The following is a 26,732-nucleotide window of genomic DNA, read 5'->3' as shown; positions in this document are numbered from 1 at the left end:
GACACTCACATCATACTAGAGGGCTTTTTTTCTTTCAAGATGGCACAAATCCTTCAAACAGGAATGCTGCCCCGTTAGTTCAATAAGAAAAAGGGCTGAATAATCAGCCCGATGATCTTTAACTAAAGCACCCGTTAGTTTAAGTACATTTCTTCACAATCTCTACTTTTAAACATAAGTATCCAAATTATCTTCCAAGTGTTATTAAATTATCTGGCCAAATTCAAAAAGACGCACTTACTCAAGAAATGCGCCCTATTGTTGAAAAAAGGTTTATTTTCCTAATCATTAGAATAACGATCTGAGAGTTTCTTTTTATGTGACTGAAACACTTCTTCTAGTGGGATATTGTACTTGTTTGCAATCACAATTAAATTACCCAGTACATCTCCTAACTCTTCAGTTAACTCCTGTTTATTTTCCTCATAAGAGCCCCTTATTTCATCAGGCCTATCCCTACCAATCTCAAGAGCTCTTATAGCTCGTGCAACCTCGCCCGTTTCTTCTGCTAAAAAGCCAATACGAATAAATATGTCTAACTCAGACCAGCCCCTACTTTCATAATAATCCTTTACCCATTGTTGAAATTCAGTTACATTCATTTTCATCTAACCTCCAATTCAATACTTTAAGTTTATCAAAAAAATGAAAGTATTATATAATCTTTAATGGTGTGTTTCTTTAGGAGGCGAATATATTGAAAAAGTTAGCCGTATTTTGTGGATCGAGTAACGGAGCATCTGATGTCTATATAGAAGGTGCGAAAAAACTTGGTAAAGAACTAGCTAAACGAAATATTGCACTTGTTTATGGTGGAGCAAGTGTTGGAATTATGGGTGCTGTTGCAGATTCAGTTCTGAATGAAGGAGGATACGTAATTGGTGTTATGCCAAGTTTTCTAGATAATAGAGAGATAGCTCATAAAAACTTGTCAGAGCTGATCATCGTAGATTCAATGCATGAGAGAAAAGCGAAAATGGCAGAGCTTGCTGATGGATTTATAGCTTTGCCTGGTGGGCCAGGAACTTTAGAAGAGTTCTTTGAAATTTTTACTTGGGCTCAGTTAGGGCTCCATCATAAACCATGTGGTCTCTTAAATATAAATCATTATTATGATCCTCTTATTGCGGTATTTAATCATATGTCAGAGGAACAGTTTTTACATGAAAAGTACCGTAACATGGCATTAGTCGATAGTGAACCAAAAGGGATTCTTGATAAATTCAATACATATGAACCACCAACTGTAAAAACTTACATTACTGAAAAACAGATCTGATAGTTAAAAAAACAGACCGAGTCATTACCCTTGGTCTGTTTCCCTATTTAAAATGAGTTTTTCCTTAAATCCATTTCCTATTCTGGTCAAAAAGTAAAAGACACATTCCTAAAGGAAAGCGCCCGGTACAAAGGTATCTAAATACCTACAGGTCCCATAACGACGCTAAATGTGTCAAATGCGACATTAAAAAAGGGATTTTCATTCCTCTTCTTCAACTAACCTGCCCCGTTAGTTGAAGAAGAAAATCATTGTCTATTCTGTTTTTCTCCAAACATTGTCACTAATCTGGACAAATTGCTGCAACTTTTTATTTTCTTCCCCCAATGTAATTAGCAAGTCATTAGCCAATGATCTTATTGTTCTCCAATTAACAGACTCTAATATTTCTTTATAGTTGCTTTGTTTTATTTCCTCTTCAGAATAAATGTACAAACACTTGAAGGCATCATCCTTAAGCATCTCATCAAAAACGCGATTAATCTCATTAAGTAAGTACATTTGTTTCTCAGATAATGTTGAAGTGTTAATTTTAATGAAATCTTCATACCAAGATTCAAAATCAACAAGTAAATCACAGGTTATACAACCTGGCATTTCGGACTTTACCTGCTCTAAAGCGCCTGCTGCAAGTTGACGAATAATTTCTATGAACCTTTCACTAATATATTTCTCATGGTCCCCCAATTTTTCAGCCCCTCTTATTGTTTTATGCTTATTGAATTAAACTGCCTCGTTAGTTCAATAAGATATAGAGTTGGCTAAGTGGCACGATGATCTTTAACTAAAGCATCCGTTAGCTGAATAACACAATCCCTTATTTCGCTTCCACAACAAAACTTGTATAAGGCTTTTCATCAATAGTTACATCAATTTTCCATAACCCTAATTTGTCAAATCCGAATTTCGCTCCATTTTGTTCCTTTTCAATATTTTTTTCATGAAGTTTGACAGATTCACCAGTTTTTTTATGTGTAGCTGTCATTTTATATTTTTTTCCATTTTCTTCGAGACTATCCAAGAAATAAACTGCATAAAGTCTTCCTTGTTTTGCTGGAAACTCAGGTTCATTGCTTTCTCCATTTACTTTAATAACACCAAATTTCCCTTCAGTTCCATGCAAAGTTAGATTATCGACATTGAATGTAGGACTTAGATTCCAATCTCCATCATTAGCTTTTTCTTCTGTACATCCTAAAAGTAATAAAACTAAGACAAGCAACAGAAAACTTATTCTCTTCAATCGAATAATTGAAATGACATTTCCTCCTTTATTTCGTCTGTTTATTCTTTAAACATATGATAAAAATGCACATAGAAATATTCTTCAATTCAATCTAATCCCCTTATGTTACCTATTTCGGCGTACTTCTAAATATACCTGCTTATTGAACTAACCTGCCCTGTTAGTACAATAAGTTCAATAAAAAAAGCGTTAATCCTTCTTTCTATAACCTTAACACCTAAACAAAAAACGCCTAAAACCTTTAATATCAAGGGTTTTGGGCGTTACAGGAATGGTGGGTTATTTGCGTTAAAACGGTACATGCGGAGCATACCTGTAAATACTGAAAGCTAACGTCTTTTCTCAGACGTTAGCTTTTTTATCTAGAGATTATAAAGTCGTTTAATTTTGTTCCAAAAAAAGCAATAACCATCTATCTGATAAAATGATAGATGGTTATTAGAACTGTTTAAAAAATTCAATTTTTCATTCGCTTTATGACTTTTTAAGGATAATAAAGTTGATTAATTTTGGACGACTAATAATTTAACATAGCCCCCTAAATTTCATCTTTTAAATTTGCTAATTCTAGTTCAGATATAACTTTGATGCCATTGCTTTCTAATAAGGCGGTTGTTACGCCCATTCCATCTATTTTTTCTCCAATAAACGCACCATTATAAATTTCTTTACTGCCACAAGATGGACTATACTCTTTTAACACTACATATTTAACGTTCATTTCTTTTGCTATCTCTAAAGTCTTTTTAGCACCGATTAGATATAATTCCGTCACATCATTTCCTGATCGTTCAATAACTTTTGCTGTGCCTACTAAAACATCCAATCCATTTCCCCCTACAATTTCAGCAGGTTCTCTAGGTGTAACGAACCCACCTAAAAGCTCAGGGCAAATAGGGATTGCTTTCTTTTCATCAATTAATCTTTGTATCGTACTATCTGAACAAGAAGTACCATTATATCTTACTGGATTGCCAGCTAAGCAAGAACTAACTAAAATCACGTTACACACTCCATCTAAGCAAATTTTGCCCTATACTATACGAATATCGAAATAATCATACTGTTATTATATAAAAAAATGAGAAAAGATAGTATAAAAATCCAACTTAACACTATCTTTTTAAAAAACTTTATTATAAATTAAATAACTTTATTGTCACTCTACATTTTTCTTTTTTCTTATTCAACTAAAGCACCCGTTAGTTGAATAAAAAAACGATCAAGCAACTCAATGTATTCAATTAAAAGCCTGTGTTCATTAGCATAAACAACAAAAGCCTGGGAATTATAAGGTGAATACAAAGGAGGTGAGAAAATGAAAATAATATTACTGACTTTAGCTGTTCTTTCTAACGTTCTCTTTCAACCAACACCTATCTCTGAAGCATCAACATCTGATTTAACATATCCAAAGTTAGAGTACCTGGATAATCAAAGTATGTCTTTTATTGTTGAAGATGAATTTTATAACGAGGTAGATAAAAATATCTATCAAGAATATAAGAATGCTGCATTTAGTATACGTCAAAAACTCTCTTTTAAAGATGTTCCTGATGCAGAATTCACTTTCAACCAAAAGACAAATTTTATAAGTGAAAAAATGAATCTTAAACATCAGACTGATGTTCATCCCAACCGACAAGTATATTTTATGGCATCTTTTCAACAAAATGAAAAAGAAGAATGGCATAAATATGTAGTGATTGACGCCGAAACCAAAAAGGTACTGCTTGGTGGAAATCATTATCATTTGTACAAAAATCCTTACAAATAAACAAACTAAACCACCATCGGACTTGGTGGTTTTAATATTGATTTTTTTAATCATCATTTAATATCTCTTATTGAACTAACCTGCCCCGTTAGTTAAAGAAGTTGAGATAAAATAGCAGGTTAATTTGTCGACTTATTATGTACCCCTTTATTTCCAAACTTCCTAATATAGAAAAAAGTAAAAGTAAGAACTGCACCCATAATCATCCCGATTACTGTTAAGTTTATTCCTGTCCCCGTGTTAGTACCATCTGCACGAAAAGATGCATTAGCATATATCGAGACGCAAACGATAATGAAACCAATCCATTCAAAAATCTTAGTTCTCATCACTCAACCCCCCCGTTATTAATAAATTATAACATAATTTACCAATTAGAAACCAACCCCCTTATTGAGGGTTATAAATCAATTGTAGCCCAAAAATATCAGGCAATAAGAAGATTAAAAATAGCCCTGTAAACGAGAAGGTTATAAATCTTTTTCTATCTAAACCAACTCTTAATTCCCAAAGTCCCAGACAAACTAAATACAAACCTAACAGTGTACTAATCATTGGTAAGATTAAGATATTAATATCCACTCCATTTCCCCCTTGATATAAAGCACTCCTTAAAACACCTTCCCCTTTTGTTCGAAAATTTACATATATTAACTTATTCAACGGCGTTCCAAAAAAGCCTTCTTATTGAACTTACCTGCTCCGTTAGTTTAAGTACATTTTTTCACAATCTTTATAGTGAAATTAACATAAATATCCAACAAAAAATCACCTCAATTCTAAGAAACGATAGAGGTGAGATAATTTTAATCAAACTTTATTAATAAATGATCAAACTTTTTTAGAAATTATCGGACTTTGTTTTAAATTATCAAACTTTATTTCAAAGCTACTGCCGCAATGGAAATCAACATTTACTTGCATAGGCTCTTTTTCAATAGTATACATTTATATTCACTCATTTTTTTGTTTGTCTACAGTCTGAAATGACTGCCCATTAAAGGCAGTCATTTTTGAATCCATAGCAAGATTTTCTTTGAGTTAATTATTTTCATGAAGTTCTCATCTATCTTATCTTGATTTATTTTTCCATCCGTATTTATCATAACAACGTAATAATCTGAAAAGTCCACCTTTTTCTTCTATTTTATTACAAGTGGTAATGGAAACTTTATAAGTAGCTACGTTTCTTTTCACAAAAAATTAATATGTACTATATACATATTGGTCTTTCGGATCTGTTGTTTTTTTTCAACCTTTTACAGTTAACACAGGGATTGTTGATATAAAAGGCTGATAATAGACGACGAAAGCGTTCCTTTAACATGTATCCATCCGTAATCTTCAATTTTCATATCCTCAAGAAATTCACCTAACATCCCGAAAACACCTAAATCTGCTACACAATATATGATACCGAATCGAAGAACAAACAGTTGCCTAAAGCGGACACTATCTTCTTAAAGCGTCTAACAAGCATGTTTTACTTCGAAGTGGCATCTTCTATAATCCAATCCACAGCACTTATTAAGTCCGGGAAAACAGCATCTGCTAGCGGATCACTCTTACCCAAGAATACTCCCTTTGTCCCTGCCTTTTTCCCTGCAATAATATCTGTATCGGTGTCTCCCACCATGTAGGATTGAATTAAATCAATATCATACTTTTTACTGAGATCTATAATTAATTTGCTATTTGGCTTACGACAGGCACAGCCCGATTTTGGTTTATGAGGACAATAAGCCACGTCATGAATAACGGCCCCTTCCTTCTTTAATTCAGAAATCATATGGTCATGTATTTTATTGAGCTCAGTTTCCTTCATGAATCCCAATCCAACACCGCCTTGATTAGTTACTACAAATATGAAATCAAAGAAAGGATTCAATTTTTTAATGGCTTCTGGAACACCAGGTAAGAAGTATAGCTCATGTGGCTTATTTACAAATTTAACTCTATCCGTTAGCACTTCATTAATAACTCCGTCACGATCCAAAAATATAGCCTTCTTCATTAAAATCACACCTTTACATGTATTAAACCTCGTTCAATAAAGACAGGCTTATGCGTATTTGAGGTATATCTTCAAAATTACGACCAACACTTTTTTGATGAACTGCTTTTTCAATCTTCTATTTTATTACCTTCCATTAATTTTGCGAATTGTTTCATTTCTGGATTCAGTTTAGGAATGAAATTGCTATTAAGTTTGAAATATACATTGTCTATAGAAAAACCGAGAATATACTGTCTTTGCAGTTTTTCCTCGGTTTGTTCTCTTTAAACTTTACAATTTTCAATGAAAATATCCATGCCTTTTTTGTATTACATCAATTATATATCGCGAGACTTGTTCCTGACTTTTATTGCAACTCATAACTACAATCACAGCCAGTAAGGCTACCGCAACAATTGTTTCGATTACTGCAAACTTCATATTGGAATTCTTTAAGTTCAACACTGCTATATACTTTAATTAGAAAACTACACTGTTCATTAACCCTAAATACATGGAAATCATACATAAAATGCTCATACTAAAGGCTATAAGAGGCGAGAACTTTTTCACCGTCGCAAACCAAGCAAAGGATAAGAAACAGATGGATAGTCCAAAAAAGAGAATGCCTAACATGTTTAAATCCATGGAAGCATCGATGGGTAAAGAAATAGATTCGGAGTAAACTGTACTAAATAATCTCGCCATTCCATTACTGGCAGCTACTGAGTCAATGTCATGTGGTGCTTCTTGTTGTGCAAGGACAGCTGTCGCCGAGAAAATTAATAGTAGAGTAAAACTCTCCGCTTTAACCCAATTACGTGGATTAATAGTTGAGTCCTTTTGAATTTTTCGCTTCATCCAAATTCCGTTGATAATTGCAAAAAAGATTATGGGAATAAGTATTAAGTGCTTAATAAGCAAAGATTGTCCATATGGGAGAATCCAAGTATCTGCATAATTGTTCAAATCAATAACTAAAGTCATCAGAAAGTACCCTGACGCAGCTACTACCAATAAGCAGCTTATGGCTACGGGCGTAAACCATTTTAAAAATGTTAACCAGTTTGCAGAATTCACCGAAAACCAGCTGACTACTATCAATATGCCGACCCAAATTGTTACCGCTAGGAAATGGATGCAATGCGCTACAAATCCACTCCACTCGTTCAGAGAGGCTGAATGACTCGCCCATCCCAACGCTAAGAGAAGAACAAAGGTGAAGGACAATGAAATGACCGTGTGAATTTTTTTAGTGAAAATCGAGAAGATGGAAACATACAGATAAAATGCAATTGATACAAACAGCGTAAATGACCATGCTTGCCCGACTTCAAATGTAGAAATTACATTTTGTATGGTTACCCATAACCCAATGTCCTCGTAAAGAAAGAGTACGAGTCGTATTACCGGAAAGAGGGAAAAGATCACAATTCCTAAAATAGAAATCTGAATCCATCGTTTTCGAATGGTTATTTCCGGTTTTCTACTACCGGGTATAAGTGACAAGATGAGTGAACCCGTTATCAGTGAAAAACACAAATATAATAGCGTCTCAGATAAATAAATTAAAATCATTTACTTTCTTCCTTTCTCAACAACCAAAAAGTTGTGCAAATTGCTATCAATACCAATAACAAAGCCGCGCTAATCATTATGTTATTTGAGTCTTTCGCCTCTTTAACTAATTTTTGATCATTAACGTCACTAGGGGGAGAAATAATCTCTTCAGGGCTCTGTTGATTGGGAACTTCAGAATCTGTTTCCTTCGGGAGCTCCACTCTAAATGAGAAGGTATTTTCAATTGGGTGCCCATCTGCCCCGATTATTTTCCAGTTAACAGTGAACTCTCCTTCTTCTAAAGGTTCCGAAAACCTACCGATCATTTCATTCTGTTTTATTAAGAGTTCTTCAATATGTACCTCTCCCCCATCTTCATTGATTACTTTAAGAATACTTGTATTCTCAACTGTTGTGTTAAACAGTAAGGTTATGCTTGATAATTCTTCTTTAACGACCTCTCCATTTGCAGGGGTAGAACTTGAAAGTCCAGAATGTCCCAAAGCAGAAGGACTAAATATAAAAAGAAATAATAATGTTAAGATGATTAATTTTTTCAACTCTAATTCCTCCTAATGTCTCTTTCCATGATTGTAACAAGAAAAATTTCATATTCAAACAAACATTTGAATATCATTATTGACAATTTACTGTCCCTTGCATACACTAGCAGTAACAATCAAACAGATATTTGAATGAGGTGGGTATAATGACTAAATTAGTGAAAACAAGTCCAAAAGATATATGTGAAACGACTTGTTTTGATACAGACGTAATAAAGCGAGTTAAACCTAGAATTGAAGAAATCAACAATGTCGAGTTAATATTTAAAGCACTTTCTGATGCAACAAGATTAAAAATCACGTATGCATTGACTATTGAAAAAGAACTGTGTGTTTGCGACGTGGCAAATATTATTGGAACTTCGACAGCTACTGCCTCTCATCATTTACGCTATTTACGTGATATGGGATTAGCTAAATATCGAAAAGAAGGAAAACTCGTTTTTTATTCAGTTGTCGACAATCACGTCCTACAGTTGGTTCGTATTGCACTTGATCATTCGAAAGAAGGTTGGAACAAATGAGTGAAGACAAAAATGTATACAGATTGCAGGGACTATCTTGTACAAATTGTGCTGCCAAGTTTGAAAAGAACCTACGGGATATCGAAACGGTCAACGATGTACAGTTAAACTTTGGTGCCTCAAAACTGACTGTTCTCGGGAATGCTTCGATAGAAGAATTAGAAAAAGCAGGTGCATTTGATGGTATTAAAGTAGTTCCGGCAAACCAGAAAGTACAAGAGAAAAGAGAGTCGATCTGGAAAAAAAGAGAGAATCAAAGGACGTTTATTTCTGCGTTACTCCTTCTTCTGGGATACATATCTTCAGTAATATATGATGAAGAGAGTAATCAAACCATCTTTATTTTCGGATTATCAATCTTAATTGGTGGCTACAATCTCATTAAAGTAGGTTTGGTCAATTTAACAAAACTTCAATTTGATATGAAAACATTGATGACCATTGCCGTGATTGGTGCAGCTATTATCGGTGAATGGGGAGAAGGAGCTGTCGTCGTCTTTCTCTTTGCGATAAGTGAGGCATTGGAAAGCTATTCGATGGATAAAGCACGACAATCTATTCGCACTCTAATGGATATTGCACCAAATACTGCGATTATCAAACGCGGAAAGAACGAGTTCGACGTGGCGGTTGAAGACATTCAAATTGGCGATGTCATGATTCTGAAGCCGGGTCAAAAAATTGCCATGGATGGAGAGGTCATTCTTGGCCAATCATCCATTAATCAAGCATCAATTACGGGAGAATCTGTTCCGGTTCACAAAATGATCGGAGACGAAGTATATGCAGGAACGTTGAATGAAGAAGGTTCATTAGAGGTTCGTGTAACAAAACGTGTAGAAGATACTACAATTGCCAAGATTATTCATTTGGTCGAAGAAGCTCAGGCTGAAAAAGCGCCATCTCAACAATTTGTTGATAAGTTTGCTAAATATTACACACCAGCCATTATGTTAATTTCATTATTAGTTGCTGTGTTCCCTCCCCTATTCCTCGGTGGAGATTGGAGTGAGTGGATTTATCGTGGCTTGGCAGTCTTGGTGGTTGGATGCCCGTGTGCTTTAGTAGTATCAACTCCAGTAGCCATTGTAACTGCCATTGGAAACGCCGCAAGAAATGGTGTGTTAATTAAAGGCGGTATCCATTTAGAAGAAGCCGGTCGCTTGAAGGTTGTTGCATTCGATAAAACTGGAACTCTGACAAAAGGAACACCTGAAGTAACGTCCGTTGTTTCCCTATCAGAAATGAACATTTCGGAAATTCTGCAGCTTTCAGCATCCATCGAAAAGTTTTCTCAACACCCACTTGCATCAGCCATCATGAAAGAAGCTGAAAAACAAAAAATCGAATTGGTACCGGTTGTGGATTTCCAATCGATCACAGGAAAAGGTGCCAAAGCGACGATTGATGACCAGGTTATCTATATTGGAAGTCCAAATTTATTTAGAGAAACTCACTCTATATTAAGCACAATTGAAGCCCAAGTTAAAGCTCTTCAAATGGACGGGAAGACGGTCATGTTACTGGGCACTGAATATGAACTCAAAGGACTCATTGCAGTAGCTGATCAAGTGAGAGAAAACAGCCTAAATGTCATCAAAAAACTTCACAAATTGGGTATTCAAAAGACTATTATGTTAACGGGCGATAATCAGGCAACAGGCAGTGCTATTGGTAAGCAACTGGAATTAACTGATGTCAGAGCTGAATTGATGCCACAAGACAAATTAAGTGTGATTAAATCACTCAGAGAAGAGCATGGTAAAGTTGCTATGGTTGGAGATGGAGTAAATGACGCTCCTGCTTTAGCAAGTGCAACTGTTGGAATCGCAATGGGAGGTGCTGGAACCGATACGGCGCTCGAAACAGCTGATATCGCTTTAATGGCCGATGATTTAGAGAAACTCCCATATACCATTGCATTAAGCAGAAAAACGTTGAACATCATCTACCAAAATGTTGCATTTGCCTTTGGGTTAAAAGTATTGGCCCTCGTGTTAATTATTCCGGGTTGGTTAACGTTATGGATGGCAATTTTTGCAGATATGGGTGCAACGTTAATTGTAGTACTCAATTCATTAAGACTGATCCGAACAAAATATTAAAATATTTGAGAAGATAAAAAGAGCCATTACCAATACCTTTTACTCAGGGGGTTATTGATAATGGCTCTATTACATTATGATGAATAAATATTTTCCCATTAATTTAGAGTGGCTCACTTCACATATAAACTATAAACTGTGTCACTTTTTTTCACGGTTAAATTGGTGAAAAGTAATAAGATTACATGTAAAGTAAGATCGACTTAACCAAAAGCGATAAATTCACAGCCAACAGAATTCTTTCTGAGGGCTTTTCTTGTTTACTGGGTGAAATATGAAATGGTAATTAGACTTTTAGTGAAAAGTGTGTTCTTACGTAACTAATTTATCTAACATTTTTTGTTGTCGTTTAATCACAAATTTAGACAATGTGATACTGCTTTCATATAACAGGAGTAAAGGAATAATCACAAGAATATCTGACAAGAAATCTGGTGGTGTAATCAATACGGAAGTAACAATCAACACAAAATAAGCATACTTTCTTATTTTTTGTAAAACATACGGATTAATTATTCCTAAACTTGTTAAAAACATTATCACGACTGGCAGTTCAAATAGAAACCCAAAAGGTAAAGTCATATTCAACAAAAACCGGAAATATTTTTCTGTTGTGAAAAAAGTAGTAAACATGTCATTGGACAATGACATTAAAAAACTCATCACTAGAGGAAATAAAATAAAGTACCCAAAACTGATACCTATTATAAATAGAATAAATAGTGCCGGTACATACGCAAGCGACACTTTACGCTCCTTCTCTGTCAAACCTGGACTAATATATCGCCAAACTTGATGTGCAGCAGCAGGCATAGTAGCAGCTAACGCGACAACACTTGAAATCATTAAATAAACCATCAATATATCGCTTGGACCCAATAAAGCTAGCTTAAATGGCAAGTCTTTGACCAGCAAGTGATATATATCCTGAACGTAAATGAAGGCCAGCACAAAAAACAGTAGAAAAATTCCTAGAGTAATCATAATTGCCTTGCGTAATTCTTCTAAATGTTGAACAACATTCATGCTTTGACCTTTCATCTACAATCCTCCTTAAACGTACTTCATTATCTAATATTTACTCTTTATTTACTTGTTCTTTGGGAGTCGCGCTTTTTTCTTCTGATAAAAGATCCTTAGTTGAATTCTTGAACTCTCTTAATGTGGAACCGAAAGCTTTTCCGATTTCAGGCAATTTAGATGGTCCGAAAATGATAAGAGCAATAACCAATACCAAAATCAATCCTGGAATTCCTATATTTTGCATCATGATTTCCTCCTATTAATTGTTATGTTTTGAATAGCTGTATCTAAGCAAGGTAAAGGTACTCAAAGATAATCATTCACTTCAATATTCTTTCCGAGCATTTTTAAGCCATGATTTATTTTCGCAATGGTTGAAAATCTAGGTGAGTAGTTTTGGTTGTTACATAATTTTTTAATGGTTGCATAACCGATGTTTGATGCTTTTTCTAACGAATAAATATTTATATCTTCTTGTTTATCGAGCCAAGCACCAAAATTACTCCTGTTATTATTAAGGTCCTTTTGCAACGTCTTCACCTCAGAAAAATTTAATATTTAACGAAAAAGGCTGTAAGATACATGATTAGCAGACCGATTGTGAAACCACTGAAGTTTAACCAAGAAACAGTAGGTTCCAAATGTTTCTTATGATCGTTAATTAACATTTTAGTGATGACATAAATTACTTGTAAGATGGCACCTGCACCAATCCCTAAGAACAATGCGCCGAGAATCGGAGAGAAAATGAAGCCACCAACCCAGGTACCAATAATTGCTGGAGCACCTGCTATTACGCCTAATAATACAAAGTCTCTTATTCTAGGTTTAATCTTCAACAAGGGAGCTGCTATTCCTATACCTTCAGTAATGTTATGAAGAGTAAAGCCAATGACTAAGAATGTGCCTAGTGCAGCTTCGCCAAGAGAGAACGAAGTACCGATAGCCAGCCCTTCCCCAAAGTTATGGAGCCCGATTCCGACAGCCATTAATAAAGCGATATTAAAAGGAGAAGAAACTTTCAATGCTTGTTTTTTCTGTGAATACTGGTCAAATCCAATTAATAATAAGAAAGTAAGAACTGCACCTAGCACTACCACCATAGTACCTTGCAAGACTGCAGGCGCTTCAGCACCCATTTCAAAGCCATCAGCCAATGTACCAATAAATAAGAATAGAAGTAACCCAACGGTAAGAGCAAGAATAGCGTTAATCCATTTTCGTGAGAAACGTTTCATGAATGGATACCACAATAAACCTAATGTAATGGGTACGATACCAACATAAAACCCTATAAACCCGTAATTAAGAAAATTGCTCCAGCTTCTTTCTGGAGTGAGTGTCGCAGCTGCAATTTCACCTTCTGTAATAATTCCATTTTCAGTAATTATCTTAATTACATGTGGATCGCCTTGCACCCAAGGGTAATTAATCGTAATTTCCCCTTCTTCAAATCGTTTTAATGTTTCTGATGGAGAGACACCAAAATTCCATATCGAATCATTCACTATTACTTGAGATATCGTTAGGGGCTCTGGCCCAGTATTACTGATTGATATTTCAAACCCACTGTATGTTGTGTTAATTCGTTCAATATTTAGTACTTCGATTGGGGCGGCAGGGTCTTTCTCAATACCAGCACCATTGATCATCACCCAAGCAACTACTGCCACAAGTAACAATAGGGGTACTAATCCCGATATAATCCATTTAACTTTCATCTATTAACCCTCCTTTACTCTACTTCGAAAAATCCCATCCAGCCTAACTCAGCGAACTCACTTACATGAGCATGAAACATATATTTCCCTTTATACGGAAAACGCACTTCCAGAATCCCTCGCTCACCCTGACATTGCATAATTGTATCTGTAAACTGTGAAGGGTTATCATTTCGACCTGTTGGATAATACGTAAAGTAATTAGCATGCAAGTGGAAAGAATTTAATAAGTCGAATTCAGTTAAATTACTTAAGTATATTCGGACAAGTTGATCTTTCTTGATTTTAATCGGATGGTTCATAAATGCATTCGCATATCCATTCACCGTATAAAATTCGTTTTCGCCGTCTAAATCCAAATCAAATCCATTCATGACCATGTTCAATTCTAACGCCGGTTCTCTTGGCTTTTTTGGATCGATAATAAAATTACCATATAACCCTTTATGAATATGTCGAGCTAAAGGCATGACATGGCAATGGTAAATTTGTAATCCATATGGTTTTGCTTCAAATTCATACGTGAATGTCTGTCCGGGATATATAGACTCCAATCCATCCATTTCTGGTGGGTGAATTCCATGAAAATGAATCGAGTGAGGATGACTGCCTTTATTAATAAAGTTGAAACGTAAAAGATCACCCTCTGTACAACGAAACGTCGGTCCAGGAATCGTTCCGTTATACGTCCAACCAGGAAATTTTATCCCTTTTGCAATTTCTATTTCTTTATCAATAGCTTCAACTTCATAAACACGTAACGTTTGCCCATTTGGTAGCACACTCACTGTGCCATAATCAAACGTTGTAAGTGCTTTTTCAGCCATCTTATAGCCTTCGCTTTTTGAAACATCCGTCATTGTATTACTGTGATTCATGTTGCCGTGCTTATTACCACTGTGTGTAGCTGCTTTAATGACGGGATTTAATCCAGTCATTGTACTTAACAAATAACTGCCTGCTACCCCAATGACCCCGGCAGATCCCAACTTTAAGATGTCGCGTCTAGAAACGTTGTTTTCTTCGCTCATTGTTTGACCCTCCTCAAAAAAGTTTCCCTTAGGAAAGTTTATTGTTATTACACATACTTTATTCCTGAAGTAATCTTTTTGTCAATGACTATTTTTTTTTATTAAATAAAAAAATGTTTTATGATTGCAAGGTTGTTATTTTGTTATATTCTTGAGCAGAAGAAAAAGCACCCAACTTAATTAAGAGTGAAACTTGTCCTATTTTTTAACCTCCAATAATTTGGATTGTTAGTTTGAAGATACTGTTATCAATTCAGTCGGATTTATTGGATGCCAAACCCACGAGAGCTCTTAGTCCAATTTACCTTGTAGAAATCGAGTCGCATAAAAATAAAAAAGCACTGCAATTTGAATTGCAGTGCTTTTTGTTGTTATTTGATTAACGTTTTAATATGTTAGTTCTTCTTTTGTACATCAATACGGAACACGGTACCCTTTTTGGGGGACCTTTTTTTGTCTATTTAAGACATATTTTTCGCGTAGAAGATTTCATCCATTTCTTTTTTCAGTTTCTTCGTAATCTCAATCTTTTCTTCTTCAGATAACTCATCTTCCTTGTACCCGAATAAGTAATTGTTAAGGTCGAATTTCTTCAGTTTACATTTTGTATGGAAAATGTTTTCCTGATAGACATTCACATCGATCATTTGGAAAACGTCCTGAACGCTTTTAGGAATGAAATTTTGAATGGAATTGATGTCATGGTCTATGAAAAGTTTATGACCTTTCACGTCTCTCGTAAAGCCACGCACGCGGTAATCCATGACCATTACGTCTGTTTCAAAAGAGTGAATCAAATAGTTCAGAGCTTTAAGAGGAGAAATCTCTCCACATGTTGAAATATCGATATCTGCACGGAATGTACTGATTCCTTCGTCAGGATGGTACTCAGGATATGTGTGAACCGTTATATGACTTTTGTCCAAATGACCTACTACTGTATCAGGAAACGGCCCAGGAGATTGCTTGAATGATTCCAATGGTGATTCATCGACCGGTCCTTCAGAAACAAGAATCGTCACACTCGCACCTTGAGGCTCATAATCTTGTTGCGCAATATTTAAAATGGTTGCCTCAATCATATCTGACACGTTGGTCAAGATGTTCGTAAGACGCTCTGCATTATATTGTTCGTCAATATAGTTGATATAAGCCTCGCGCTCTTCCTTAGTTCTTGTGTAGCATATATCGTACATGTTAAAACTTAATGTTTTGGTTAGATTGTTAAAACCATGTAATTTAATTCTTTCATTTGGCGTTAAACTCATATTATGTAATCCCCTTCTCAACTAAATTTTAGACAAATTTTGCACAGTAATTAAAAATTTTTTTGTGAAAAAAGCCATATTTTTCACATGCTATATTTTTAAAGAATTCATTATTGTGAAACATACAGTCAATTATATCACTTTTTACAAAATGGCAAATTCAATCATTTTATATTCTTTAAGTCACGGCATAATAGTATAGAAAACGTGAAAAACTTTCCCATTTACTTAAGTGTAAGTTTTTTAATAAGGCACAATATATGAACTAAGAGGTGATTGTATGGTTAAACTTATTCATATGTTAGTGATATTCTGTTTTTTATCTCCTTCTATATCGAATGCGACACCAACTGATTCTACAGTTAAAGTCGCCTACATTAAGGACGGCTTTTTGTGGATAAACGATAAAGGTTTAGACAAAAAAGTGACAGATCAAAAATCAAATTATCCTTATCCCCCACAATGGTCTTTTGATGGTAAAATGCTTCTTTATCAAAAAGAAGTACGGGCTACCATTAATGAAAGTCAAGGTACTGAAAATGAATTGTGGGTCTATGATTTACAAACCAAAAAGCACCGTAAAATTTTTTATGATGGACACGATCCAAAATGGTCGCCAACAGAAAATATTGTGGCTTTTCAAAGTGGCGGTGTTTTAAATATATCTGACTTAACCAGTTTTTATAATATCGCTCTAGGAGTCGACGCTTATGAATGGCAGCCGAATGGAAAGGGCTTTATCGCATCATCAAGTGCTTCCTTGAGGCCAGATGGATGGACACATCCAATCCTCTATACCATTTCATTAAAGGGTGGTTATCAAAACATCAGCGACTTAACAAAACACGTGAAAAAATTTTTAGTTATTCCAAAAGAACTTAAGAAAAATGATGTAAAAATCCCTTCAATCAATGCCCAATCGTTTGCTTATTCACCAAATAACAAATGGATATCTTTTATTGTGTCACCAACTGCTTCCTTTTCTATGGACAGTGATATGCTTTGTGTAATTTCTGCAGAAGGGAAAGAATTCACCGTACTCGATGAGGTAATCCTCGAGTTCCAGTCGAAGTGGTCATTTAAGGACAGTTTACTCGGTTATATCGCAGGCGGAGGACGAATCGTATTTGGTTTCAAAGATAAAGATTTAAAAGTAACTGAACTCCCTGCATACCATACTTTGACCCTTACTCCCAAAAACTATGCAGACATGGGATTTACATGGGTCAACGACCGTTCTCTTATCGTATCCAGAGTAAAAGAAACTGACTGGTCAAATGACCCTAAAAAACGACCCAAACCAACATTATATTTTGTAACTCTAGACAGTCAGAAACAAATCCAAATAACAATGCCTTCTAAAGATCAAGGAGATTATAACCCACAATTCCTGCCCTTGATAAACAAAATCACTTGGGTAAGACAAATCGATATCGCTTCTACCAAAGGGGATTTGTGGGTAGCCGAACCGAATGGGGAAAATGCACAAATATGGATACAAGATATCGGACCGTACTCCTTTTATCCTTCAAAATGATGGTTAGCTTAACAAAGTGAAAGCCAACTCTGGAAACATAAAAAAACCATCCATGCGGATGGTTTTTTTAATTATTTTATTAATATAGATTTCTTTAATTGATCCAATCTTGCTACTTCTTCTTCCATTACATGAAGTCGTCTATGAATGCGATAAAAAATAGGTACGATTAATAACCACCACATAAATTCACTTCCTTCCTATAAATCTAAAGGTATCAATCCATCCCGCCACCAGTATAGTTGTTGTTATCACCCATCCGGTAATTCGAATCATCCCCTGGCTTTGCATGTGGGTGTGTTAATCGAAGTGGATAATTATTGATTTTCTTTCTTTTCCAGTCAATGTAAACGCCCATGCCGAAAAGCAAACCTAATATAACTCCAAAAAACCAACCCAATTTAATCCCTTCCCTTCATTTTTGGAAAAATAAATACAAATCCATACTGCTTCTATTTTCAACCGCTGTGATGCAGTACAAATTTAAAATACATTTAAGTTTGCAGGATTGTTGAATAGGGATGAAGAATATTATAGTGACAATTACAAATATTAGGAGGTGCTTCATGGATGCTTTTACGTTAACAGGGTTATTCATTGCCTTTGCCAGTTATCTATTTATTACCCAATTTTACTTTAAAAAAAGACTGAATATAAAAAGCAAATGGAGAGGAATGATTTCTCAAGATAGAAACCGTTATATACTTGCTTTCGAGTTTGTTATTTGTTTTTTATTTTTTGCAAGTATGATGAGCTTGGCTGAGAAGACATCCAATCAAACAAATTTAGGATTAATTTTGACTACTCCCATGTTTGCTCTGTTTTTTTTACTGGGGATAACTCGCGGATTTGAGGAATGGCTTTTACATCGGGAAGAAAAGGCTTACTATTATGAATGGTTAGGTTCAATTTTGATTTTAGTAATATTTTTAATTATCTTCATAGGACAACAAGCATAATCTAAGACCTACTATGTGTATTTTATATAAAACACAGTAAGAAAAGAACAGTAATTAATTTTTTTATTCTGAATGAATTGACATCAAAAAAAACAAACACCGGAGCGAGACCCCAGTGTTTGTAAAATCCAAGTTTAAACCTTCGTATCAAGCCTCATCACATAAAACCCGCTCCATGCAAAAACGATTGATGCCAGATAAAAGATACTGCCAATCGTCAGAAAATCGACTAAATAGCCTGTTCCAATCACGGCAACGGCAGCTCCTATAGAGGTCCAAACATGATAACGACCGATTTCCTTCCCAGCCGTTTCTTTTTGAACGGTACGTGCCAGAATCGTTTTTTCAGAGTTTTTTTGGACGGCACCTAGTAAACCCATGATTATTTGAAGTACGTAGATATGCCAGATTTCAAAAGCCAATGGGAACACCAGCAAAATCAATGCCATCCCCCATGAATAAATCATTAAAAGAATTTTGTCTCCTGCTTTGTCAGCGAATTTCCCTATTACAGGATAACTTAGCGCAGCAGTTAATGCGAAAAGCCCATAAGCCCATCCGAACTGGACGTAGCTGTTCCCCACATTTTTTAGCAGCAATATATAAAACGGAAAAATCATGCTTGCTGCCATTCCAACTGTACCTTGATAAAGTATAAATTTTCTTGCATTCATTTGTGATACTCCTCATAGAAAAGATTCATGAAGCGCTCTTCTGGATCGTATTTTTCTTTCATCTCGAAGAATTCATTTGTTCTCGGATATGCTTTTTCCAGCTGTTTCCTGGTCGGATAGTGATAATAAGGCAAATAATAGCTCCCATCATGGTCCAGCGTTACATCAATCATTTTTCTGATGATTTGACCTGTGGATTCTATACTCTCTTCACTCTTGCCTTGATTAATAAGAATCACGAGTGCAAACATGTCATCTTTTGTGTAAGACATGACAGATTCTTCATTTTGCCCCACGTAGCGCACTGTGATGTTCAATAAGTTTATCTCTTTTTCATCTTTCAGCAATTTTCTCAAATCATCGATATACGAAGAATACTGATCAATCGGAACAAAATATTCCTGTAGCACTTCTGTGTTTGTAGCATTATCATAATCCATAAAAGTTGTCTCAGACCGCATAACATTATTTCTGGACATATATGAATGCTCCAACCGGTCATTATATCCTTCTTGGATATTCCAGAACGTATTTTTACCCCAACCACTCAGACGCGAAAGACCAAGGAAAAATTTAGGGATGGCAATGATACTTTCCCGTTTCAACGAAGTGTAATCTTCTAAATTTGATTGATCAGAAGCAGTAGAAAAATCAGTTACATACATATCCGTTAAAAAGCTATCTGGTGCTACTGAGATTCTGGCAAGATGCATTTTTACATCATCATTTTGCAAAACATTTTTTGTGAAATACGATGTGTATTCATCGTAAGAAATTGATTCTGTATGTACTTGATAAAGTTCGTCTTCTGTCAATTCCAAGGTCACATCTAAGATAACTCCGAAAAGCCCGTAGCCACCGATTACTAGTTTAAACAACTCTGCATTTTCATTCCGGCTCACATTGATTATTTGTCCTTCAGCATTAAGTAACCGAAATGATTCTATCGTTTCAATCAGCGTATGATGGCGGATATCACGGCCATGAACATTCACGCTCATTGACCCCCCAACAGTGAAAATGTTTTGCGATTGACTGACTTTTAAAGCTAGACCGTACGGATTTATGTAAGATTGAATATCAGCCCATGTCACGCCACTTTGTACTGTAATGAGCTTATTTTTTTCATCCAGGTTGAGAATTTTATTATATTGCTTCATGTCGAGCATTATCCCCCCTGGATAAAGGGTTTGACCACCTTGACTGTGTTGCATACCTGCTATCGAAATCTTCTCGTCCTTCAGATCCGCGTTACGAACAATACTTTGGATTTCATCTTCACTATCGGTTGATTTCACGGACTTCATTTTGACAGGTAACAGACGTCCTCTGTCTTCTTGTGTCAGATTGACTTGTTGAGACTGATACATGGTAAAGGAAGAAGCCAATACTACCGCATATATTACGATTGCTAAATATCGAATTTTGATCATTCTTAACCTCCAAAGGTCTATAAAAAGAAATAGGCTGCCTAAGCAACCATGATAGTGAACTATACATTTATCTCTATTTTCCTCTTCCTGACAACATATTGAAAGCTATTTCTTCCCCATCAATTGAAAAATTCCAACCAACTTGGATAATCATACTGCCCATTCGAAATTTGAAAGAATTTCCCCATGAATCCTAAGTGAACTATTCCATGTTCATAAGGCAATGCTTGCACCGAATAAGTGGAAAATAGATAAAAGTTTATTCTTTCTAATTCTATATCTTCTGAAATCTTAATACCGGTCGTTTCTTCACTGAATTCCTGGTATTCTTGATTACTTGGATTGGATATGAAAGAAATGACTAGTAGAGACAATACAAGTAGCAAGGCGATGCGTATCGTTCTTGTCATTCACTTTCACTCCCATCTCAACCATTCAATCTCATGGCACAAATGCGTTTGACGAATTCTTCCTTATGATTCGTGTATTCCAGAATGCCACTATTGCTCTCTTTTACATATTCCAATTTGAGTTGCTCATATTCTTTTCTAGTTGCTTCGTGCGAGTTTAAATAATCTCTGAAGAAAATTAAGTTATTCCATAGTTCTTTTTTATATTCAACCAAATGGATAAAATGCGTTTTCATATCATATGTGTCATCTGTAAATTTCGCAAAAACCACTTCTGATGGTCGTTCCACACCTAATCTTAAAAAGCCTGCTTTTTTAAGACCTTCTGAAAATGATTTATCGATTTGTTTTATTTCATCAAGACCAACGACAATATCCACTATTGGTTTTGCCATTAGCCCTTTAATGGATGTACTGCCGATGTGTTCAATCCTGCTACTTTCAAGCTTGGTGTGATTTTGTATTTCATGTTTTGTCTTAAGAAATTCCGTATCCCATTCATTTGAATGAGGTGCTAATATGATCTCATCTTTTTTCAATCCCAGTTTCAAATCCATACTCCCCCTCTTTTCTCATGATTACCAATGTGTTATGGAGCTAGGGTTCTATCCGTTGTATTTAATAAATATTCTTTCAGAATCTGAGTCTGTTCCTGCTCCAAATTTCCAAAACCTTCACTTTCGTTCTCACTGATAATCGTCGCCGTCTCATCGGCATTGAACCAAATGCTGTAGTAATCCAAACGTTCTGGTAGATTCTTATCAGTTTCCCGAAACAATGTTACTTTGACGACTTCCTCACGAGACATAGATGGCATCGTATTCGGGTCCCACTTAATTTCTTTGAACGCTTGATCGATATCAGTCAAACTTTGTTCATCAATAATCATCCAGGTTCCTTCAGTATTTTCCTCAGAGTTGACGATATCATAATAGACTCTGGTTAATGTAGGCGAACCTTCATTACTACAGCCAACAACACTAAACAAAATGAATGACAAAACGAAAAATCCTATTAGACTCTTCTTGATAATCATCTCTCCTTTAATTGCATTTATTGTACATAACGGATTTCCAAGAAACAGGTTCCAAAAAGTGAGGTGCGGTTATGAAGAACATTTTGACAATAGAAATATTACTACAATGACCACAGGCACCATCATGATTGTTGACCAACAACCTCCTTTAGATAGAGCCCCTAAATCACCAACCATGGATCGGTTAACAGCGTCTGCAAAATCAATCATGGGTCTACGATGTGGTTCCTTGTTCGATTTACTCTCATTTTCCAACTCATGATTCCCCCATACAGAAAATTTTGTTTATTCTAAATAACAAGACAAGTAGATGATATCATAGTTTTTTTGCATTTTATGGAAATGTATGAGCCGATACGATTACGTTTTAGCTCATTTGATTTTTCATATATAATAATATTATTGAAGTACCAGAGGAGAATGAAGAATGAATTCTACGAAAACTGTCATTGAAAAATTAGGCATACATAACTACTCCACCAAATTAATCTTAAATAAACCAGAAACAGTCCATGATTTTGAAGATTTACACTATGATACGACCATAAAGGATACTCGTTACCAGTTCGTATTTGTCTTCACTTTCACACTGGAAGATTTCACACAACAACTGAACACAATCATTGACAAGAATCTGATAGAAGACAATGGCTATCTGTATTTTGCATATCCCAAAAAGAAGAATCCGACCTATAAAGAATTTATTGAACGTGATCGATTGTATGAAGATTTATCAGTTGATGAAGATGGTTATGTTCGAAACAGTCAGCTGAAATTTTCGCGCATGGTCAGTCTGAATGAAACCTTTACAATTGTGGGATTGAAATCGTTGCCTAAGAAACCTAAAAAAACAGACAGCATAAAAAATAGCCAATGCGCCGATGACTATATTGAGTATGTAGAACACATCAAAGAATATTTGAGTCGCAATGAAGATTTACTGGAAGCTTATAATAAATTGACTTTCGGCTATCAAAAAGATTGGGCACGATATGTGTATAGTGCGAAGAAACTTGAAACTCAGGAAAAACGCTTACTTGAAATGGAAACCATTCTAGGGGAAGGCTTCAAATCCATGGATTTGTTTCGAAGAAAGAAAAAGTAAATGGTCTTACAAAAGAAAAATAAGCGTACCTGAATTCATTCAGATACGCTTATTTATTTTTGATTCTTTTCAATTCATCTTGCTTCCATTCATATTCTGCAAAATCTTCCGCTACAGTAATGGAAGGAAATACGGATAATCCTTGTTTTCGCAGTTCTTCTGCTTGGCTGGGTAAAAATCTGGCGCTGATATGTTGAACGATGAGATGTTTGGCTCCACTTTCTTTCGCAACTTGTGCTGCCTGTGTAATTGTTGAATGGCCATAAGGTTTCGCAAGTTCCTCTGTACCTGCATCAAATGTCGCTTCATGGACGACAATATCAACGTCCCTGCTTAATTCAATTGACGCCTGGCAATAACGCGTATCTCCGAGAATACTTATAGAGAATCCATTTACCGGTCCAGCTGTTACATCTTGACTTAACACACTTTGACCATTTTCTAAAACTACATCCTGCCCTTTTTTTAGTTTTGCCAACAAAGGTCCTTTCGGTACTCCTAGTTGAATGGCCTTTTCAATCAGTAATTGTGGTGGTAAAGGTTTTTGAATGACTCGATAGCCAAAACAAGGAATAACATGTTGCAACAATTTAGCCTCAACAGTAAATTGCTCATCTTCGAAAATTACGCCTTCTTCTATCTCAACAAAGTTCACTTTATATTGTAAAACGGTTCGCGATATACGAAGGGTCGTAGTAATCCACTCTTCAATACCGATAGGTCCATAAATGGTCAAAGGTTCTTTCCCGTCCATAAAAGAACGAGAACCCAGTAAGCCAGGCAAACCGAAAATATGGTCCCCATGCAAATGGGTAATGAATATTTTTTCAAGCTTTCTGGGCTTTAAGGTCGTGTGCAGCATTTGGTGCTGCGTCGCTTCACCACAATCAAACAACCAAAAAGTGCCTCTTTCCTGCATCAGTTTCAATACGAGTGCGCTTGTATTTCGTTGTTTGGAAGGCATGCCTGCGCCTGTGCCTAAAAATTGCAATTCCATATCAGGTGTTCTCCCTATCTTTGTGATCATCTAAAAAATCTTTACTGAAACTTGTCTTGGATTCATACGTCGGTTTCCTAGCTTGTGTATGTCCTCTTGTAATCATATCTTTGCCGAATTTTGATTGTAGAGATTCTACCAGCTTCAATATAGGCTCTTCTTTTGCATGTTCCTCAAAATTGTATATGGATAATTGTTCGGTGAAGTCTACACGGTCTACAACGTTACTGACAGTCACGCCAAGCAGTCTAATAGCTTGGCCATCCCAATTTTTCGTAAACAATGACCATGCCACTTCAAAAATCTTATCCTTTTCATAAAGCAGATTGCGAAACGATTGACTGCGTGATGAATTTCTCCAATCCGCATCCCTAATTTGAATGGACACGGTTGGACCGGCGAGTCGCTTTGCTTCCAAACGGTTTGCCACTCTCGAACTCAAGTTTTGAAAGACTTTTCGCAGTTCATGTAAATCGGTTTCGTCACTCGGCAATGTCGTGGAGTTTCCTACACTTTTTGTATCATAAACGGAATCTGGGTCGACAAACCGTTCATCTTGTCCATTAGCTCGATTTTTCAGTCGAATGCCATTCTTCCCAAGTGCTTCTTTCAATAAACCTTCTTCAGCGTTGGCAATATCGCCAATCGTTTTCAAACCGATACTGTTCAATTTTTTCGCAGTGCTTTCGCCTACCCCATGCATTTCCAATACTGGTAGTGGCCATAAAACTTTATCTATATCCCGCTTTCGCAGGACCGTAATCCCCATGGGTTTCTTCAAATTCGACGCCGTTTTTGCTAAAAATTTATTTGGCGCAATGCCAATCGAACAAGGCAAATCCAGCTCCTGTACTAACCTTGTCTGAATGTCCGCTGCAATTTGTAAGGGTGACATAGGGCTATCAATTTCTGTGACATCCATATAACCTTCATCTATCGATACTGGTTCTACTTGTTTTGTATACGTTCTTAATAAATCAAACATCGCTCGAGATGCAATTCGATAACGCTCGAAATTTGGAGGCAACAATGTTAGTTCGGGACATTTTCGCTTTGCTTCCCACACACTCATCGTTGTATAGACTCCACGGGCACGCGCCTCATATGAACAAGTTACGAGAATACCTCTTCGTTCTTTTGGATTTCCGGCAATGGCAATCGCTTTCCCTTTTAAAGTAGGATCATACGATTGCTCAACTGACGCATAAAAACTATTCATATCAATATGAAAAATAATACGAGATTTATTGCGTTTTATATCCATCATATCCTCATCGCCTCTTCATGTACTGAACATAATCATAACAAAAATCGAGACATCAGGTTAACCTGAAATCTCGACTTTAGCCATGTATTAAGCTTGTTTTGCGGAAACCTTAACAATTTCAACGAGTAAATCTGACAATTTCTCAAGTTCTTCTACAGGCATGCGTTCATTTTTCGTGTGAATCTCTTCATATCCAACAGACAAATTCACCGTAGGAATGCCGAAGCCTGCAATGATGTTTGCATCACTTCCGCCACCACTTGTTCCAAGGTTTGGTGTGCGTCCAATGTTCTTGACTGCTTGAATGGCTACTTGCGTCACATGTTCATCTTCATCAAAACGGAAGCCAGGATACATTAACTGAATATCGATTTCGGCTTTTCCACCCATTGCAGCAGAGGTCTCTTCAAATACCGTTTTCATATGCGCAGTTTGAATGTCCAATTTATCCGGCACAATCGAACGTGCTTCAGCTAGAATATTCACTTCATCGCATACGATATTCGTTGCACCGCCACCTTCAAAACGTCCGATATTGGCAGTCGTTTCTTCATCGATACGACCTAATGTCATTTTCGCTATTGATTTTGCAGCAATGTTAATGGCAGAAATTCCTTTTTCTGGTGCAACGCCTGCATGTGCAGTTTTGCCCAAAATCTTCGCTCCAATTTTTGCTTGGTAAGGGGCTGCCGTAACGATTCCACCGACTTTCCCATCTGAATCGACTGCAAATCCATATTTGGCAGTGATTAGAGAAGCATCTAATTGTTTTGCACCTGCAAGTCCACTTTCTTCACCAGCAGTAATAATGAATTGAATGTCCCCATGCTCAACTGATTCTTCTTTTAGGCGTTTAATCATGTCGAATAACGCCGCAATGCCTGCTTTATCATCTGCACCTAAAATCGTTGTGCCGTCGGAATAAATATAGCCGTCTTCGCGAAGTTCAGGTTTAATCCCTTTCCCGGGAACTACAGTATCCATATGAGTCGTGAAATATATTGTGTCCACATCTGCGAGAGTTCCTTTTAAAGTGGCGATTAAATTTCCAGCACCATGGCCACTTCGGGCAGCCGAGTCGTCTTCAATTACGTCAAAACCCAGGTCTTCCATTTTGCTTTTTAAGATAGGTGCAATTATTTGCTCATGTTTTGTTTCTGAATCTATTTGTACGAGTTCCAAAAACTCATCAATTAAACGTTGGTTTGTCATATTAAAACT

General features: G+C 36.1%; 32 protein-coding genes and 1 pseudogene. 7 read left to right on the top strand and 26 right to left on the bottom strand.

From position 1 onward, the window contains the following. Positions 1–281: 281 nt before the first annotated feature. Positions 282–602 (bottom strand): MazG-like family protein, encoded by a 321-nt coding sequence (locus MHH33_RS08510; RefSeq protein WP_053589111.1) that lies wholly within the window; start codon positions 600–602, stop codon positions 282–284. Between the two features lie 95 nt (positions 603–697). On the opposite strand from MHH33_RS08510, the gene MHH33_RS08505 reads away from it, so the two are divergent. Beyond that, positions 698–1,279, top strand: a complete 582-nt coding sequence (locus MHH33_RS08505) for a TIGR00730 family Rossman fold protein (protein ID WP_342543557.1) — start codon at positions 698–700, stop codon at positions 1,277–1,279. Positions 1,280–1,534: 255 nt separating this feature from the next. Here MHH33_RS08505 and MHH33_RS08500 read toward each other — a convergent pair whose 3' ends face one another. The 3 genes from MHH33_RS08500 to MHH33_RS08490 all read right to left on the bottom strand — a co-directional run bounded on the left by MHH33_RS08500 (position 1,535) and on the right by MHH33_RS08490 (position 3,528). Next, positions 1,535–1,966 carry a hypothetical protein gene (locus MHH33_RS08500; protein WP_342543556.1) on the bottom strand — a complete coding sequence of 144 codons (432 nt, stop codon included), beginning with the start codon at positions 1,964–1,966 and terminating at the stop codon, positions 1,535–1,537. 130 nt (positions 1,967–2,096) lie between these two features. Beyond that, complete coding sequence (locus MHH33_RS08495) at positions 2,097–2,522, bottom strand: hypothetical protein (protein WP_342543555.1); 426 nt, start codon at positions 2,520–2,522, stop codon at positions 2,097–2,099. Positions 2,523–3,063: 541 nt separating this feature from the next. Further along, positions 3,064–3,528: a DUF523 domain-containing protein gene (locus MHH33_RS08490; RefSeq protein ID WP_342543554.1), complete on the bottom strand. Its 465-nt coding sequence runs from the start codon at positions 3,526–3,528 to the stop codon at positions 3,064–3,066. A 315-nt stretch (positions 3,529–3,843) separates the two neighbouring features. On the opposite strand from MHH33_RS08490, the gene MHH33_RS08485 reads away from it, so the two are divergent. Beyond that, a complete protein-coding gene (locus tag MHH33_RS08485; protein ID WP_342543553.1) occupies positions 3,844–4,302 on the top strand; it encodes a hypothetical protein in 459 nt (152 codons plus the stop codon). Between the two features lie 119 nt (positions 4,303–4,421). On the opposite strand, the gene MHH33_RS08480 is transcribed toward MHH33_RS08485, so the two are convergent. The 6 genes and pseudogenes from MHH33_RS08480 to MHH33_RS08455 all read right to left on the bottom strand — a co-directional run bounded on the left by MHH33_RS08480 (position 4,422) and on the right by MHH33_RS08455 (position 8,418). Then, positions 4,422–4,631, bottom strand: a complete 210-nt coding sequence (locus MHH33_RS08480; RefSeq protein WP_342543552.1) for a hypothetical protein — start codon at positions 4,629–4,631, stop codon at positions 4,422–4,424. Positions 4,632–4,692: 61 nt separating this feature from the next. Continuing rightward, entirely contained in the window at positions 4,693–4,884 is a 192-nt protein-coding gene (locus MHH33_RS08475; RefSeq protein WP_342543551.1) for a hypothetical protein, read from the bottom strand. Between the two features lie 669 nt (positions 4,885–5,553). Continuing rightward, positions 5,554–5,759 (bottom strand): annotated as a pseudogene (locus MHH33_RS08470) (TIGR03943 family protein); the annotation flags it as partial. Between the two features lie 26 nt (positions 5,760–5,785). Continuing rightward, a complete protein-coding gene (locus tag MHH33_RS08465) occupies positions 5,786–6,316 on the bottom strand; it encodes an HAD family hydrolase (protein ID WP_342543550.1) in 531 nt (176 codons plus the stop codon). Positions 6,317–6,778: 462 nt separating this feature from the next. Further along, on the bottom strand, positions 6,779–7,876 hold the full coding sequence (locus tag MHH33_RS08460) for a CopD family protein (RefSeq protein WP_342543549.1): 1,098 nt from the start codon (positions 7,874–7,876) through the stop codon (positions 6,779–6,781). Then, complete coding sequence (locus MHH33_RS08455; protein WP_342543548.1) at positions 7,873–8,418, bottom strand: copper resistance CopC family protein; 546 nt, start codon at positions 8,416–8,418, stop codon at positions 7,873–7,875. Before MHH33_RS08455 ends, MHH33_RS08460 begins: the two co-directional genes overlap by 4 nt. 149 nt (positions 8,419–8,567) lie before the next feature. Between MHH33_RS08455 and MHH33_RS08450 the strand changes: the two genes are divergently transcribed. Next, positions 8,568–8,945 (top strand): metalloregulator ArsR/SmtB family transcription factor, encoded by a 378-nt coding sequence (locus MHH33_RS08450; protein WP_016427019.1) that lies wholly within the window; start codon positions 8,568–8,570, stop codon positions 8,943–8,945. Continuing rightward, on the top strand, positions 8,942–11,050 hold the full coding sequence (locus MHH33_RS08445; protein WP_342543547.1) for a heavy metal translocating P-type ATPase: 2,109 nt from the start codon (positions 8,942–8,944) through the stop codon (positions 11,048–11,050). The genes MHH33_RS08450 and MHH33_RS08445 overlap by 4 nt, the downstream gene beginning before the upstream one ends. Before the next feature lie 312 nt (positions 11,051–11,362). On the opposite strand, the gene tatC is transcribed toward MHH33_RS08445, so the two are convergent. From tatC to speD, 6 genes are all read right to left on the bottom strand, one after another. Continuing rightward, positions 11,363–12,091 carry a twin-arginine translocase subunit TatC gene (gene tatC / locus MHH33_RS08440; protein ID WP_342543546.1) on the bottom strand — a complete coding sequence of 243 codons (729 nt, stop codon included), beginning with the start codon at positions 12,089–12,091 and terminating at the stop codon, positions 11,363–11,365. A 37-nt stretch (positions 12,092–12,128) separates the two neighbouring features. Beyond that, entirely contained in the window at positions 12,129–12,320 is a 192-nt protein-coding gene (locus MHH33_RS08435) for a twin-arginine translocase TatA/TatE family subunit (protein WP_016427016.1), read from the bottom strand. A gap of 59 nt (positions 12,321–12,379) precedes the next feature. After that, complete coding sequence (locus MHH33_RS08430; RefSeq protein WP_342543545.1) at positions 12,380–12,604, bottom strand: helix-turn-helix transcriptional regulator; 225 nt, start codon at positions 12,602–12,604, stop codon at positions 12,380–12,382. Between the two features lie 20 nt (positions 12,605–12,624). Further along, positions 12,625–13,794, bottom strand: coding sequence for a ZIP family metal transporter (locus MHH33_RS08425; protein ID WP_342543544.1), 1,170 nt, complete (start codon positions 13,792–13,794; stop codon positions 12,625–12,627). Between the two features lie 14 nt (positions 13,795–13,808). Continuing rightward, a complete protein-coding gene (locus MHH33_RS08420) occupies positions 13,809–14,825 on the bottom strand; it encodes a multicopper oxidase domain-containing protein (protein WP_016427013.1) in 1,017 nt (338 codons plus the stop codon). Between the two features lie 461 nt (positions 14,826–15,286). Further along, entirely contained in the window at positions 15,287–16,093 is an 807-nt protein-coding gene (gene speD, locus MHH33_RS08415; protein ID WP_016427012.1) for an adenosylmethionine decarboxylase, read from the bottom strand. 280 nt (positions 16,094–16,373) lie between these two features. On the opposite strand from speD, the gene MHH33_RS08410 reads away from it, so the two are divergent. Next, entirely contained in the window at positions 16,374–17,630 is a 1,257-nt protein-coding gene (locus tag MHH33_RS08410; protein ID WP_342543543.1) for a TolB domain-containing protein, read from the top strand. 217 nt (positions 17,631–17,847) lie between these two features. On the opposite strand, the gene MHH33_RS08405 is transcribed toward MHH33_RS08410, so the two are convergent. Beyond that, positions 17,848–18,030: a hypothetical protein gene (locus MHH33_RS08405; RefSeq protein WP_342543542.1), complete on the bottom strand. Its 183-nt coding sequence runs from the start codon at positions 18,028–18,030 to the stop codon at positions 17,848–17,850. Positions 18,031–18,196: 166 nt separating this feature from the next. Between MHH33_RS08405 and MHH33_RS08400 the strand changes: the two genes are divergently transcribed. After that, positions 18,197–18,589, top strand: a complete 393-nt coding sequence (locus MHH33_RS08400; RefSeq protein WP_342543541.1) for a DUF4181 domain-containing protein — start codon at positions 18,197–18,199, stop codon at positions 18,587–18,589. Between the two features lie 134 nt (positions 18,590–18,723). Here MHH33_RS08400 and MHH33_RS08395 read toward each other — a convergent pair whose 3' ends face one another. The 6 genes from MHH33_RS08395 to MHH33_RS08370 all read right to left on the bottom strand — a co-directional run bounded on the left by MHH33_RS08395 (position 18,724) and on the right by MHH33_RS08370 (position 22,397). Continuing rightward, positions 18,724–19,263 (bottom strand): MFS transporter, encoded by a 540-nt coding sequence (locus MHH33_RS08395; RefSeq protein ID WP_342543540.1) that lies wholly within the window; start codon positions 19,261–19,263, stop codon positions 18,724–18,726. Beyond that, positions 19,260–20,696, bottom strand: a complete 1,437-nt coding sequence (locus MHH33_RS08390; protein WP_342543539.1) for an FAD-binding oxidoreductase — start codon at positions 20,694–20,696, stop codon at positions 19,260–19,262. Before MHH33_RS08390 ends, MHH33_RS08395 begins: the two co-directional genes overlap by 4 nt. 119 nt (positions 20,697–20,815) lie before the next feature. Then, complete coding sequence (locus MHH33_RS08385) at positions 20,816–21,106, bottom strand: hypothetical protein (protein WP_342543538.1); 291 nt, start codon at positions 21,104–21,106, stop codon at positions 20,816–20,818. A gap of 17 nt (positions 21,107–21,123) precedes the next feature. After that, complete coding sequence (locus MHH33_RS08380) at positions 21,124–21,657, bottom strand: GrpB family protein (RefSeq protein ID WP_342543747.1); 534 nt, start codon at positions 21,655–21,657, stop codon at positions 21,124–21,126. Positions 21,658–21,695: 38 nt separating this feature from the next. After that, positions 21,696–22,106: a hypothetical protein gene (locus MHH33_RS08375; RefSeq protein ID WP_342543537.1), complete on the bottom strand. Its 411-nt coding sequence runs from the start codon at positions 22,104–22,106 to the stop codon at positions 21,696–21,698. Positions 22,107–22,211: 105 nt separating this feature from the next. Beyond that, complete coding sequence (locus MHH33_RS08370) at positions 22,212–22,397, bottom strand: hypothetical protein (protein ID WP_342543535.1); 186 nt, start codon at positions 22,395–22,397, stop codon at positions 22,212–22,214. Positions 22,398–22,569: 172 nt separating this feature from the next. Here MHH33_RS08370 and MHH33_RS08365 point away from each other — a divergent pair, with 172 nt between their 5' ends. Further along, a complete protein-coding gene (locus MHH33_RS08365) occupies positions 22,570–23,247 on the top strand; it encodes a YdeI/OmpD-associated family protein (RefSeq protein ID WP_342543534.1) in 678 nt (225 codons plus the stop codon). Between the two features lie 49 nt (positions 23,248–23,296). On the opposite strand, the gene rnz is transcribed toward MHH33_RS08365, so the two are convergent. The 3 genes from rnz to MHH33_RS08350 all read right to left on the bottom strand — a co-directional run bounded on the left by rnz (position 23,297) and on the right by MHH33_RS08350 (position 26,723). Continuing rightward, positions 23,297–24,244: a ribonuclease Z gene (rnz, locus tag MHH33_RS08360; RefSeq protein ID WP_342543533.1), complete on the bottom strand. Its 948-nt coding sequence runs from the start codon at positions 24,242–24,244 to the stop codon at positions 23,297–23,299. 1 nt (position 24,245) lies between these two features. Further along, positions 24,246–25,511, bottom strand: a complete 1,266-nt coding sequence (locus tag MHH33_RS08355; RefSeq protein ID WP_342543532.1) for a DNA polymerase IV — start codon at positions 25,509–25,511, stop codon at positions 24,246–24,248. An 87-nt stretch (positions 25,512–25,598) separates the two neighbouring features. Next, entirely contained in the window at positions 25,599–26,723 is a 1,125-nt protein-coding gene (locus MHH33_RS08350) for a M20/M25/M40 family metallo-hydrolase (protein WP_342543531.1), read from the bottom strand. Between the last annotated feature and the right edge of the window lie 9 nt (positions 26,724–26,732).

This window comes from Paenisporosarcina sp. FSL H8-0542 (genome assembly GCF_038632915.1).
Lineage (GTDB): Bacteria > Bacillota > Bacilli > Bacillales_A > Planococcaceae > Paenisporosarcina.
Note: the sequence above shows the minus strand (reverse complement) of the source record. Positions and strands in the feature narration are given on the sequence as shown.